Annotated in this window: 13 protein-coding genes; all 13 read left to right on the forward strand. The window is 63.2% G+C overall.

The window, feature by feature from the left end:
* The first annotated feature begins 22 nt into the window (after positions 1–22).
* The 13 genes from ACNOHI_RS05310 (at position 23) to ACNOHI_RS05370 (ending at position 12,348) form a co-directional block, all read left to right on the forward strand.
* Positions 23–466 (forward strand): acyl-CoA thioesterase, encoded by a 444-nt coding sequence (locus ACNOHI_RS05310; RefSeq protein WP_420473606.1) that lies wholly within the window; start codon positions 23–25, stop codon positions 464–466.
* Positions 463–897 (forward strand): acyl-CoA thioesterase, encoded by a 435-nt coding sequence (locus ACNOHI_RS05315; RefSeq protein ID WP_420473607.1) that lies wholly within the window; start codon positions 463–465, stop codon positions 895–897. The genes ACNOHI_RS05310 and ACNOHI_RS05315 overlap by 4 nt, the downstream gene beginning before the upstream one ends.
* A 90-nt stretch (positions 898–987) precedes the next feature.
* Positions 988–2,133, forward strand: a complete 1,146-nt coding sequence (locus tag ACNOHI_RS05320; protein WP_420473608.1) for a CaiB/BaiF CoA transferase family protein — start codon at positions 988–990, stop codon at positions 2,131–2,133.
* Between the two features lie 106 nt (positions 2,134–2,239).
* The gene (locus ACNOHI_RS05325) at positions 2,240–3,421 is read left to right on the forward strand and encodes an acetyl-CoA C-acetyltransferase (RefSeq protein ID WP_420473609.1); all 1,182 of its coding nucleotides are present in this window, start codon (positions 2,240–2,242) and stop codon (positions 3,419–3,421) included.
* A gap of 68 nt (positions 3,422–3,489) precedes the next feature.
* Positions 3,490–4,284 (forward strand): ABC transporter ATP-binding protein, encoded by a 795-nt coding sequence (locus ACNOHI_RS05330; protein WP_420473610.1) that lies wholly within the window; start codon positions 3,490–3,492, stop codon positions 4,282–4,284.
* Positions 4,268–4,984, forward strand: a complete 717-nt coding sequence (locus ACNOHI_RS05335; protein ID WP_420473611.1) for an ABC transporter ATP-binding protein — start codon at positions 4,268–4,270, stop codon at positions 4,982–4,984. The genes ACNOHI_RS05330 and ACNOHI_RS05335 overlap by 17 nt, the downstream gene beginning before the upstream one ends.
* A gap of 2 nt (positions 4,985–4,986) precedes the next feature.
* On the forward strand, positions 4,987–5,859 hold the full coding sequence (locus ACNOHI_RS05340) for a branched-chain amino acid ABC transporter permease (RefSeq protein WP_420473612.1): 873 nt from the start codon (positions 4,987–4,989) through the stop codon (positions 5,857–5,859).
* Between the two features lie 35 nt (positions 5,860–5,894).
* On the forward strand, positions 5,895–6,899 hold the full coding sequence (locus ACNOHI_RS05345) for a branched-chain amino acid ABC transporter permease (RefSeq protein ID WP_420473613.1): 1,005 nt from the start codon (positions 5,895–5,897) through the stop codon (positions 6,897–6,899).
* Between the two features lie 71 nt (positions 6,900–6,970).
* A complete protein-coding gene (locus tag ACNOHI_RS05350) occupies positions 6,971–8,191 on the forward strand; it encodes an ABC transporter substrate-binding protein (protein WP_420473614.1) in 1,221 nt (406 codons plus the stop codon).
* Positions 8,192–8,255: 64 nt separating this feature from the next.
* Positions 8,256–9,893 carry a 3-(methylthio)propionyl-CoA ligase gene (locus tag ACNOHI_RS05355; RefSeq protein WP_420473615.1) on the forward strand — a complete coding sequence of 546 codons (1,638 nt, stop codon included), beginning with the start codon at positions 8,256–8,258 and terminating at the stop codon, positions 9,891–9,893.
* 11 nt (positions 9,894–9,904) lie between these two features.
* A complete protein-coding gene (locus ACNOHI_RS05360; RefSeq protein ID WP_420473616.1) occupies positions 9,905–10,324 on the forward strand; it encodes a MaoC family dehydratase N-terminal domain-containing protein in 420 nt (139 codons plus the stop codon).
* Positions 10,317–10,736, forward strand: a complete 420-nt coding sequence (locus tag ACNOHI_RS05365) for a MaoC/PaaZ C-terminal domain-containing protein (RefSeq protein WP_420473617.1) — start codon at positions 10,317–10,319, stop codon at positions 10,734–10,736. Before ACNOHI_RS05360 ends, ACNOHI_RS05365 begins: the two co-directional genes overlap by 8 nt.
* Before the next feature lie 40 nt (positions 10,737–10,776).
* Positions 10,777–12,348: a long-chain-fatty-acid--CoA ligase gene (locus ACNOHI_RS05370; protein ID WP_420473618.1), complete on the forward strand. Its 1,572-nt coding sequence runs from the start codon at positions 10,777–10,779 to the stop codon at positions 12,346–12,348.
* Positions 12,349–12,372: the final 24 nt, after the last annotated feature.

Raw genomic sequence — 12,372 nt, forward strand, 5'->3', positions numbered from 1 at the left:
CATCAGACCTGCGGAGGACGGAATGAAGGACAAACCCTGGCGGCGCGAGCAGCGGTTCTATTCGTTCAGTACGGACTTGCCGACCCGGTACGCCGACATGGACACCGAACGCCATGTCAACAATGTGGCCGTGCTTACGCTGCATGCAGAAGCGCGCTCCCGCCTGCACCTTGCCTTGTTCGGGCGTGACGAATGGCTGGCCCGGACGCATGCGCTTCGCCCCGCCAAACTGCAGACCGATTTCCTTGAAATTGCCCACTATCCCGGCGACGTTGCCGCGGGCGTCAGCCTGGTCAGCCTCGATCCTCATCAGTACACACTCGCGATCGGCCTGTTCCAGGACGGCGCCTGCGTCGGCCTGCAGGAGTGCCGGATCGGACATTGGCATGAAGGGGCGTGGACGCAATTGCCTGCACTACTGCTTGACCGTCTGCAGCGCTTCGGCCTCACGGAGGATGTGCAATGACGCCATCACTCGACAGTTTCCCGCGCGTCGATACCCTGAGTGCCCGCTACGGAGACCGCGATGCCGACAACCTGCTTTCCGAGTCGGCACTTGGACGTTACATCGAGCAGGCGCGGTCCCACGCCATCATTGAAATCCTCCGGGAGTGCGACATCGATTTGTTCGACCTGCGCTCTGAAATCGGAATGCTGCTTGCACACACCAGCGTGGACATCCTGCGTCACCAGGCTCCGGCGAACCGGATTCAGCTTGCGACCGGCATTGCCCGCATCGGCAACAGTTCGGTCCATCTGCGCGTGGGTGTCTTCTGCGACGGTGAATGCCTCGCGGTGGCAAACAACGTGCTGGTCTTTGTTGCCCGCGCGAGCGGCCGGCCGATTTTGTTGCCGGAATCGTTGAGGCAACGATTGCACGCGGCACGCTGTGCGTAGTTCGTCGGTTTCGACGATGTGCAGTACAGCGCCAGCGCCAATAATGAGGCATCGTCCATCTGGAACGTGATGTGAATCAGGAGAAACGCGATGGCAGGTCCGCTCGAGGGATTGAAGGTCGTGGAAATGGTGGGAATCGGTCCCGCACCGTTTTGCGCAATGATGCTTGCCGATATGGGGGCGGAAGTCATCCGCATTGACCGGCCGGGCAATGCGTCGGTCGTGGCGTCGGAGGACAGTCGCTATGACGTGACAGCGCGCAACCGGCGATCACTCGCCATCGACCTCAAGAAGCCGGGAGGCACGGAGACCGTGCTGTCGCTGCTGGACAAGGCCGACGCGGTGATCGAGGGCTTCCGTCCTGGCGTCATGGAAAGACTGGGCCTGGGGCCGGACACCTGCCTCGCTCGCAACCCGAAGCTCGTCTACGGCCGCATGACGGGTTGGGGGCAGAAGGGGCCGCTCGCCCATGCCGCCGGCCATGACATCAACTACATCGCTTTGTCCGGGGCCCTGCATGCCATCGGACGGCCCGGGGAACCGCCGGTCGTGCCGCTTAACTACATCGGGGACTTCGGCGGAGGCGGCATGCTGCTGGCCTTCGGCGTGCTGTGCGCCCTGCTGGAGGCGGGACGAAGCGGAAAGGGGCAAGTGGTCGACGCGGCAATGACTGACGGCGCCGCCTTGCTGTCGGCCATGATGTACGGCTTCCGCGCCGACGGCTCGATGAACAACCAGCGCGGCGAAAACCTTCTCGATGGCGGCGCGCATTTCTACAACACCTATGCCTGCGCCGACGGCAAGTATGTATCGATCGGTTCCATTGAACCGCAGTTCTATGCGCAACTGATCGAACTGTGCGGCATCGACGATCCGGCCTTCCAGTCGCAGCGCGATCCGCATGGCTGGCCCATGCTCAAGTACCGGCTCGCGGATGTTTTCAGGACCAAGACGCGCGAGGAATGGTGCGCGCTGATGGAAGGCACGGACGTGTGCTTTGCCCCGGTGCTCGACTGGGATGAAGCGCCCCGGCATGCGCACAACCTCGCACGCGAAACGTTTGTGCAAATCGCCGGCGTGACCCAGCCCGCCCCCGCGCCGCGCTTCAGCCGGACGCCCGCGGCCGTGCCCGCAGCGCCCTCGGCACCCGGCGCTGACGGTGCCGCGATCCTGCGCGACTGGGGCTTTGACCGGCTTGCCATCGATGGTCTGAAGGAAAACGGCGTGCTTGGCTGAAACCTCGATCGCAATCGTCTTTTTCGACGACGCGGACGACGGGCAAAGCGCCAAGAATGCCAACCTGAACACACTGTCTTCAATACTCTTTTAACAAGGAAGAAACATGGCTGAAGCATATATCGTTGCTGCTGTGCGTACTGCCGGGGGCCGCCGCGGTGGAAAGCTTGCCGGCTGGCATCCCGTCGACCTGGCCGCGCAAGTCCTGAATGCCCTGGTCGACCGCTCCGGCATCGATCCCGCGATGGTCGAGGACGTCATCATGGGTTGCGTCAGCCAGGTGGGCGAGCAGTCCACCAATGTCGCGCGCAATGCCGTCCTGGCATCGAAACTGCCGGAGTCCGTGCCCGGCACGTCGGTCGACCGCCAGTGCGGCTCATCCCAGCAGGCACTGCATTTCGCCGCGCAGGCAGTGATGGCCGGCACCATGGATGTCGTGATTGCGGCTGGCGTCGAAAGCATGTCGCGGGTCCCGATGTTCACGCCAAGCGCCTTGCCGCAGAAGAACGGCATGGGCTATTACATGAGCCCGCAGATCCGTGAACGCTACGCCGCCGTCGGGGATTTCAGCCAGTTCATGGGCGCCGAAATGATGGCGAAGAAGTATGGGCTGTCGAAAGACGCGCTCGACCAGTACGCGCTGCACAGCCACCGGCAGGCTACGGCCGCGACGCGCGAGGGCCTGTTCAAGGAGGAAATCCTCCCGATCGAAGTGCGCCTCGCCGACGGCACGGTCACCGGCGAAATGCATGTGGCCGATGAAGGCATCCGTACCGATGCGACGCTGGAAGGCATCCAAGGCGTCAAGCTGCTGCAGGAAGGCGGCGTCATCACCGCTGCCAATGCCAGCCAGATCTGCGACGGCGCAACCGGCGTGATGGTCGTCAGCGAGAAGGCGCTGAAGACCCTTGGCGTCGCGCCAATCGCGCGCATCCATCGCCTGTCCCTGATCGGCCACGACCCGGTGATCATGCTGGAAGCGCCGATCCCGGCGACCTTGCAGGCATTGAAGAAGGCCGGCATGAAGATCGACGACATCGACCTGTTCGAAGTCAACGAAGCCTTTGCCTCCGTGCCGCTCGCCTGGCTGCAGGCAACGGGCGCCGACCCCGCTCGCCTCAACGTGCATGGCGGGGCCATCGCGCTCGGACATCCGCTCGGCGCTTCGGGTACGAAACTGATGACCACGCTGCTGCACGCGCTGAAGCGCCGCAACAAGCGTTACGGCTTGCAGACCATGTGCGAGGGCGGCGGCATGGCGAACGTCACCATCGTCGAACGCCTGTAGCACACCTCCGGCTGCCCGCTTTTCGGGCAGCGTTCCACCATCTCACGGGCCAGGAGAAGAGATCGCGCATGAACGATCAAGGAGACAAGCCCCTGCTGAAGGTCGATGGCGTGTCGGTCCGCTTCGGCGGCATCCTCGCCCTCGACGGGGTGTCATTCAGCGTCGCGCCCGGCCAGATCTGCGGGCTGATCGGACCGAACGGCGCGGGCAAGAGCACGCTGTTCAATTGCCTGTCGCGCATCTACGAATGCGGCGGCGGCAGCATCGCATTCGAGGGGCAGCCGCTGTCGCGCCTACCGCGGCACCGCATGGCGGCGCTCGGCATCGGCCGCACCTTCCAGAACCTCGCGCTGTTCCGCACGATGACGGTGACGGAGAACATCCTGGTCGGCTGCCATAGCCGCTACCACGCCGGCTTCCTGCGAACGATGCTGAGCCTGCCCGGCACCCGTAAGGTTGAGGACTTCGCCGCTACGCGTGCGGACGAACTGCTCGACTTCCTCGACCTGCGTGGCGTGGCGGACCGGGTGGTGGCGGACCTGCCGTTCGGCACGCAGAAGAGAGTGGAACTCGGGCGCGCGCTCGCTGCGCGGCCGAAGCTGCTTCTGCTGGATGAACCGGCCTGCGGCTTGAACCACCAGGAACTGGAAAGCCTGGGCGAGCTGATCCGCGCCGTACGCGACCGCTTCGGCGTGACCGTGCTGCTCGTCGAACACCACATGAGCCTGGTGATGGGCATTTCGGACAAGGTCGTGGTCCTGAACTTCGGCCGCAAGATCGCCGAAGGGACGCCGGCCGCAGTGCGCCAGCACCCGGAGGTCATCCAGGCCTACCTCGGAGGGGAACATGCCCAACCTGCTTGAAGTGAAGGATTTGCATGCCGCTTACGGGGCGACCGGCGTGCTGCACGGTATCGACCTGGAGCTGCGCGAGGGCTCGGTAACGGCATTGCTCGGCGCCAATGGGGCCGGCAAGACGACGACGTTGCGCGCGTTGTGCCAGATGATGGTGAGCACGCGCGGATCCATCCAGCTCGACGGGAAACGCGCCGACGGCAGGGCGACGGAGGATATCGTGCGCCTTGGCGTGGCGCACGTTCCCGATGGGCGCGGCACCTTCCTCGGCCTGAGCACCGAGGAAAACCTTCGCCTCGGCGCCTACCTGCGCAAGGACAAGGCCGGGGTGTCCGAGGATTTCGAACGGGTCTACGGCTATTTCCCTCGCCTGAAGGAACGCCGCCACCAGCAGGCCGGCACGCTGTCGGGCGGAGAGCAGCAGATGCTGGCCATCGGCCGCGCGTTGATGTCACGTCCGCGCCTGCTGCTGCTCGATGAACCTTCCTTCGGTCTCGCTCCGCTGATCGTGCGCGACATCTTCGACATCATGCGGCGCATCAACACGGAAGAGAAGGTCTCGATCCTGCTCGTCGAGCAAAACGCCTCGCTCGCGCTCGACATCGCCGATTCGGTCTATCTGCTCGAAACCGGACGCATCGTGCTCAATGGCACGCCCCAGGATGTGCGCGACAACGACGCCGTGCGGCGCGTGTACCTCGGAGAATGACCATGGAAGCCTTCCTGCACCAATTCCTGTCCGGCCTCGCCACCGGCGGCATCTACGCCAGCGTGGCGCTGGCGCTGGTGATGATCTACCAGTCGACCCATCACGTGAATTTCGCCCAGGGCGAAATGGCAATGTTTTCCACCTACATTGCCTGGATGCTGATCCAGGCCGGCATGCCGTACTGGCTCGCCTTCGGCGCCACCGTCGTCCTGTCGTTCGGAATGGGCGCACTGGTCGAGGCCGCCGTCATCCGTCCCGTGCGCAGTGCGCCGGTGTTGTCGGTGGTCGTCGTCTTCATCGGCCTGATGGTGATCTTCCACAGCATCGCCGGCTGGCTGTTCGGTTTCACCATCAAGCAATTTCCCAGTCCCTTCCCGGGGAATGCCTGGTACGGCAGCACCTTCATGTCGCCCCATGAGGTGGGCGCCATCGCGGTCACCCTGGCGGTAATGGTCGTGCTGTTCCTGTTCTTCCGCTTTACGCCGCTCGGCCTGGCGATGCGCGCGGCAGCGCAGAACCCGGTGTCCTCCCGCCTCGTGGGCGTCAACGTCGGCCGCATGCTGATGCTCGGATGGGGCCTGGCCGGCGCGGTGGGCGCGATCGGCGGCATGATGGTGGCGCCTGTCGTGTTCCTCGATCCGCACATGATGGGCGGCGTGCTCATCTATGCCTTTGCCGGCGCTCTGATCGGCGGGATCGACAACCCGGCCGGTGCGGTGCTCGGCGGTTTCATCGTTGGCGTTCTCGAAAACCTGATCGGCACCTACGTCGTCGGGACGGAACTGAAACTGTCGGTCGCGCTGGTGCTGATCGTGCTGGTGCTGATCGTGCGGCCTTCGGGACTGATGGGCAGGACGATCGTGACCAAGGTGTAGGCCCCTGCGAACCCATATCGGAAGGACAGACGACCATGAGCTCCGTCAACCCGCTTGCCCCCGCCACACCGCCCATCGTTCCCGTCGCCGGGCGCAAGGCGTTGCATCCTGCGCTATGGCTCGCGCTGCCCTTGCTGGCCGCGCTGGCTTTCCCTTTCCTCGCAAAGGGTTACGTCATCTTCCAGGCCACCATGGTGCTTTCCTATGCCGTGGCCCTGCTCGGCCTGAACATCCTCACCGGGTACAACGGCCAGATTTCGCTCGGGCACGGTGCCTTTTATGCCATCGGCGCCTACGCCACGGCGATCCTGATGGACCAGGCGTCGATGCCGTACTGGGCAACGATTCCCGTCGCTGCCATGGTCTGCCTCGTCGCCGGCTATCTGTTCGGCCTGCCTGCGCTCAAGCTCGAGGGCCTGTATCTGGCGCTGGCCACATTCGCGCTAGCCGTCGCGACGCCGCAGTTGTTGAAATACAAACACCTGGAGGCGTGGACCGGCGGCGTGCAAGGCATCGTCCTGATGAAGCCGGATGCGCCTTTTGGCCTGCAGATCACGCAGGACCAGTGGCTCTACCTGTTCTCGCTGGCGGTGGCAGTCGTCATGTTCATCCTGGCGCGCAACCTGCTGCAAAGCGGGGTGGGGCGCGCGATCACCGCGATCCGCGATAACCCGCTTGCCGCCGAGACCATGGGCGTCAACAACCGGCACTACAAGGCGTCCGTATTCGGCGTGTCGGCGATGTACACCGGAGTCGGGGGCGCATTGTCGGCCATTGCCGTCCAGTTCGTGGCGCCGGACTCGTTCACCATGTTCCTGTCGATTTCCTTGCTGGTCGGCATCGTGGTCGGCGGCGTCGGCACGATCTCGGGCGCCTTCTATGGCGCCGTGTTCATCATGTTCGTGCCGAGTGCGGCGGAGAAAGTATCCAAGGCGGCGCCGTGGGCCGTGTACGGGTTGGTGCTGATCCTGTTTGTGTTCGTCATGCCCGGCGGCGTCGCCGGATTGATCAATCGGTTCAGACGGCGCACCGGCAGCTGAAATTCGTCGCTTTCGACGATTTCCGCCATGCCGGCGCGGACCAGAATCACCCATAATGAAAAGGAGACAAGATGCGTACCTTGAAGCCACTGGCCTTAGCCGCCCTGTGCCTGTCGCTCGCCACTTCCGCACATGCCCAGAAGAAGTACGACACCGGCGCGTCCGACACGGAAATCCGCATCGGCAATGCGTCCCCCTACAGCGGTCCGGTTTCCGCCTACGGCGCAATCGGCAAGGCCATCAGCGCCTACATGAAGATGGTCAACGACCGCGGCGGCATCAACGGGCGCAAGGTCAATTTCATCACCTATGACGACCAGTATTCCCCGCCGAAAACGATCGAGGTCACGCGTCGCCTGGTGGAGCAGGATGAGGTCTTGGCGCTGTCGGGCAATGTCGGCACGGGACCGAACCTGGCGATCCAGAAGTACCTGAACGCGAAGAAAGTGCCGCACCTGATGATTTCCGTCGGCACCGAGAAGTTCAACGACCCGAAGAATTTCCCATGGACGGTACCTTTCAATCCGAGCTACGAGGCGGAAGGGCGCTTCTTTGCGCAGAACATCCTGAAGACCAAGCCCGACGCAAAAATCGCCGTGCTCTACCAGAACGACGACTTCGGCAAGGATCTGCTCAAGGGCTTGAAGAACGGCCTGGGCGACAAGGCGGCGAAGATGATCGTGGGCGAGGCGTCCTACGAGACGTCCGACCCGAGCGTCGACTCGCAGATCGTGCAGCTCAAGTCGACCGGCGCCAACGTCTTCGTGAACTTCAGCCTGGCGCGCGCCGCCGCGCAGGCAATTCGCAAGATCCATGACCTTGGCTGGCGCCCGGACCAGCAATACGTGACCTATGTATCGGCATACGTAAAGACGACGTTCGAACCTGCCGGCCTGGACAAGTCGGTCGGGGTCATGTCCATGCGATTCTTCAAGGACGCCGGCCAGAGCCGTTGGGACAATGATCCGGATACGAAGGAGTACCGGGAATTCCTGAAGAAGTACATGCCCGACGAAGACATCAACAACAGCCTGATCGTGTACGGGTATGTGAGCGGACAGGCGCTTGAGCATGTGCTCAAGAAGGCGGGCGATAATCTGACACGGGAAAACATCCTGAAACAGGCGACAACCCTCAAGGATGCACAGTTCAAGATGCTCATGCCCGGCATTGCGGCAAGCAATTCGCCGACGGACTATTTCCCGATCAACACCATGCAGATGGTACGTTTCAACGGCAAGGAGCTGGAACCGGTCGGCGAACCGGTGAAGCTCAAGCACGCTGCACAATGACAGGGCCAGCCGCCGCAGGGCGGCATGGACCGGAACCGACACAGAGAGAGAAAAGGAAGACGCCATGCTAGGACTGATGCAGGACCGGCCGCTGTTGATTTCATCGCTGATCGAGCACGCGGCCGCATACCATCCAGAGCGGGAGATCGTTGCGCGCACGGTGGAGGGTACGATTCATCGCACCAACTATGCGGAAGTCCATTGCCGCGCAAAGCGCGTCGCCAACGCGCTCGGGACGCTCGGCATTGCCTTGTCCGACCGGGTCGGAACGCTGGCATGGAATACGCACCGCCACCTGGAACTGTATTTCGGCGTGTCCGGATCTGGCGCCGTGCTGCACACGGTCAATCCGCGGCTGTTCCCCGAGCAGATCGAATACATCATCAACCATGCGGAAGACAAGGTGCTGTTCTTCGACACCACGTTCGCCCCACTCGTCGAAAAGCTGGCGTCGAAACTGAAGAGCGTCACGCATTTCATCGCGATGACCGATCGCGCGCACATGCCGGTGCTGGACGTGCCGAATCTGCTTTGCTACGAAGACCTGCTTGCCGAACAGAGCGAGGAATACACCTGGCCGGAATTCGATGAGCGCTCCGCCTCGTCCCTGTGCTACACCTCCGGCACGACCGGCAATCCCAAGGGCGTGCTCTATTCGCATCGTTCCACCGTCCTGCATTCCCTGATGGAATGCGCCCCGGACACGTTTGGCGTGTGCTCGTCGATGTGCATTTTGCTTGCCGTGCCGATGTTCCATGCCAATGCCTGGGGCATGCCCTATGCGACGGCGATGGTCGGCGCCAAGGTCGTGATGCCGGGACCGCATCTCGACGGCCAGAGCCTGTACGAACTGATGCGCGACGAAGGCGTGACCTTCTCGCAGGCCGTCCCGACGGTCTGGCTGATGCTGTTCCAGTATCTCGACCAGCATCCCGAAATCGACATGAAGAAGCTCGGCCTGAAGACCATCGGCGTGGGCGGCGCGGCCACGCCGCGCAGCATGATCGAACGCTTCGAGAATGAGTTCGGCGCCGATTACGTGCAGGGCTGGGGCATGACGGAGACGAGCCCGATTGGCGTGATCGGCCGCCTGCTGCCCAAGCATGGTGAGCTTCCGAAGGAGGAGCGCACCAGGGTCAAGATGAAGGCCGGTCGCGCCGTGTGGGGCGTCGGCCTCAAGATTGTCGGCGACGACGGCGCGGAGCTCCCGCATGATGGGGTCGCTTACGGCCACCTGCATGTGCGAGGCCCGTGGATTGCCGGAGGCTACTTCAAGGATGAGGGTGGCAAGGTGCTGGACAAGGACGGCTGGTTCCCGACCGGAGACATTGCGACCATCGACCCCGACGGGTATGTGCAGCTGGTGGATCGCGCAAAGGACGTGATCAAGTCCGGCGGCGAGTGGATCTCTTCCATCGACCTGGAAAATACCGCGATCGGACACCCGGCCGTGCAGGAGGCCGCGATCATTGCGGCGGCACACCCGAAGTGGCAGGAACGCCCGCTGCTGCTCGCCGTCAAGCGCCCCGGCAAGGAAGTCACGCGCGACGAGTTGCTGCAATACCTGGGCGAACGCGTCGCGAAATGGTGGGTGCCCGACGACGTTGTGTTCGTCGAGCAGTTGCCGCACACCGCCACCGGGAAGCTGCTCAAGACCAAGCTCCGGGAGCAGTTCCGCGACTACCGCCTGCCGACGGCCTGACCGGTGCGGACATGATCGACAGGCAGCATATCGGCCGCATCGTGTCCCGCCACCAGGCGGAGGTCGAACGCGGCCGGCTGCGCTTTTTCGCCAAGGCGATCGGCGAGACGGATCCGTACTGGACAGAGGGCGAGCGGCTTCCCGTGCCGCCGACCTTCCTGTTCTGCCTTGACATGGACCGCCCCGACCCGTACGACTGGTATCCGGAGATCGGCCTGTCGCTGCCCCTGATCTTGCACGGGGAGCAGTCCTTCGTGTATCACAAGCCTTGCCATTCCGGTGACATCCTCCATTTCACGTCGCGCATTGAGGATATCTACGACAAGAAGGACGGCGCGCTGGAATTCGTCGTCAGGAGCACGCGGGTAGCGGATGGAAACGGCGAGCCTGTTGCCGACCTCCGTGCCGTCATCATCCAGCGTCATGCGTAACAGCAGCCTTAAAATTGACCGTCTTGGCTCGGCCGCCATCGGCGACCGGTTACCGACGCTGACCATGCCGCCGCTGTCCCGCGCCACGCTGGCACTCTATGCCGGCGCGTCGGGCGACCACAATCCCAACCACATCGATCTCGACGCGGCACGGGCTGCCGGACAGGACGACGTGTTTGCGCACGGAATGCTGGTGACGGCCTGGCTCGGACGCCTTCTGACGGGCTGGGCGCCGCCGGAATCCATCCGCAGCTTCGATACCCGCTTCACCAGCATGACCCGTGTCGGCGAACGCATCACGTGCTCCGGCGAAGTGGTGGACCGGCAGGATGGGAAGATCGTGGTTCAGGTGCAGGCGTGCAATGAAGACGGCGAGGTCAAGGTCGCGGGACGTGCAGTGATCGCCGGGTGAGTTCCTGAAGATTACATAGAAAGAAAACAACGGAGACAACATGCGCCATTCAAGCTTTCATGCCGCGATCGCCGCGCTTGCCCAAGAGATGCCGGACCAGATCGCGTTCCGTACACCGTTGCGCACGCTCCGCTTCCCGGACGTCGAACGCGAGGCTAACAGGATCGCCAACGCACTCTCCAGCCTTGGAATAGGCAAGGGCGACCGTGTTGCCTGCCTGACGAAGCAGATGGCGGAGTGCACGCTCCTGGTGATTGCGGCGCAAAAGATCGGCGCCGTATGCATGCCAGTGAACTGGCGCCTCGCGCCGCCGGAGGTCGAATACATCATGAACCACGGTGAGGCGCGCTTCCTGATGACCGATGCCGAATTCTCGGGCACCGTCGAAGCGATCAAGACGCCAGGCGTTCTCAAAACGGTCTCGACCCTGCCTTCCGGCGGGCGCGAATCGCTTTCCGAATGGTGTGCACCGTTTTCCGACGCTGCGCCCGAGTACGAGGCCAGCATGCACGACCCGGCCCTGCAGCTCTATTCGTCCGGTACGACCGGGCTGCCGAAAGGCGTGGAGATTTCGCACCGCAACCTGATCGGTGTATGCGAGACGATCGGCAAGGGCTACGGATATGCGGAACGCCCAACCGTAACGCTGAACGTGGCGCCCACCTTCCATATCGGCGGGCTTGGCATGTCCTTCGTTGCCCTGTATGCAGGCGGGGCGACGGTGACCTATCCGGATTTCAATCCGCCGCAAGTCGTCGCCGCATTCGCCGAACATCACGTCACCCATTGCTTCCTGGTGCCCGCGATGATCCACATCCTGCTGCAGGTACCAGGGGTGGAAGACACCGATTTTTCCGCGCTGCGCGTCATCGGCTACGGCGCGGCCCCGATCAGTGAGAAGGTACTGACCGACGCGCTGCGCGTCTTCCGCTGCAAGTTCGTGCAGAACTACGGGCTGACCGAAACCACCGGCACAGTGGTCGCACTGCCGCCGGAAGACCACGAACCCAACGGCCCGCGTGCCCACCTGTTGCGCGCCGCCGGGAAACCGTGTGACGGCACGCGGCTGCGTGTCGTCGACATCGGCACCGGCAAGGACCTGCCGGAAGGGCAGATCGGCGAAATCTGGATCCATTCGCCGCAGAACATGATCGGCTACTGGCGCAATGAAAAGGCGACGCGCGAAGCCTTTCCGGAAGGGAAGGACGGCGAAACCGGCTGGTTCCGGACGGGCGATGCCGGCTCGCTGCGCGACGGCTATCTGTTCATCGAAGACCGCATCAAGGACATGATCATTTCCGGCGGCGAAAACATCTATCCGGTCGAGGTTGAAAACGCGCTGATGAAGCACCCTGCGATTCTCGACTGCGCGGTGATCGCCGTGCCGGACGACAAATGGGGCGAAGCGGTCAAGGCCTGCATCGTGCCCCGGCAGGGCAGCAAGGTGGACGAGAAAGACGTCATCGATTTCTGCCGCGAGCAGCTCGCGCACTACAAGTGTCCGCGCTCCATCGACATCCTGGAAACCTTGCCCCGCAATCCGAGCGGCAAGCTGCTGAAGAACGTACTGCGGCGTCCCTACTGGGAAGGCAGGACGCGCAGCGTGAATTGATCCTGCTGTTGCGGCGGTCACTCG

It is taken from the genome of Noviherbaspirillum sp. ST9 (assembly GCF_048799745.1).
Lineage (GTDB): Bacteria > Pseudomonadota > Gammaproteobacteria > Burkholderiales > Burkholderiaceae_D > Noviherbaspirillum.

What these genes read in the sequence shown, in the direction of transcription:
- ACNOHI_RS05360 (WP_420473616.1), top strand. Translation starts at nt 9,905, where the DNA reads ATGATCGACAGGCAGCATATCGGCCGCATCGTGTCCCGCCACCAGGCG.
- ACNOHI_RS05345 (WP_420473613.1), top strand. Translation starts at nt 5,895, where the DNA reads ATGAGCTCCGTCAACCCGCTTGCCCCCGCCACACCGCCCATCGTTCCC.
- ACNOHI_RS05355 (WP_420473615.1), top strand. Translation starts at nt 8,256, where the DNA reads ATGCTAGGACTGATGCAGGACCGGCCGCTGTTGATTTCATCGCTGATC.
- ACNOHI_RS05310 (WP_420473606.1), top strand. Translation starts at nt 23, where the DNA reads ATGAAGGACAAACCCTGGCGGCGCGAGCAGCGGTTCTATTCGTTCAGT.
- ACNOHI_RS05335 (WP_420473611.1), top strand. Translation starts at nt 4,268, where the DNA reads ATGCCCAACCTGCTTGAAGTGAAGGATTTGCATGCCGCTTACGGGGCG.
- ACNOHI_RS05325 (WP_420473609.1), top strand. Translation starts at nt 2,240, where the DNA reads ATGGCTGAAGCATATATCGTTGCTGCTGTGCGTACTGCCGGGGGCCGC.
- ACNOHI_RS05330 (WP_420473610.1), top strand. Translation starts at nt 3,490, where the DNA reads ATGAACGATCAAGGAGACAAGCCCCTGCTGAAGGTCGATGGCGTGTCG.
- ACNOHI_RS05340 (WP_420473612.1), top strand. Translation starts at nt 4,987, where the DNA reads ATGGAAGCCTTCCTGCACCAATTCCTGTCCGGCCTCGCCACCGGCGGC.
- ACNOHI_RS05315 (WP_420473607.1), top strand. Translation starts at nt 463, where the DNA reads ATGACGCCATCACTCGACAGTTTCCCGCGCGTCGATACCCTGAGTGCC.
- ACNOHI_RS05350 (WP_420473614.1), top strand. Translation starts at nt 6,971, where the DNA reads ATGCGTACCTTGAAGCCACTGGCCTTAGCCGCCCTGTGCCTGTCGCTC.
- ACNOHI_RS05320 (WP_420473608.1), top strand. Translation starts at nt 988, where the DNA reads ATGGCAGGTCCGCTCGAGGGATTGAAGGTCGTGGAAATGGTGGGAATC.
- ACNOHI_RS05370 (WP_420473618.1), top strand. Translation starts at nt 10,777, where the DNA reads ATGCGCCATTCAAGCTTTCATGCCGCGATCGCCGCGCTTGCCCAAGAG.
- ACNOHI_RS05365 (WP_420473617.1), top strand. Translation starts at nt 10,317, where the DNA reads ATGCGTAACAGCAGCCTTAAAATTGACCGTCTTGGCTCGGCCGCCATC.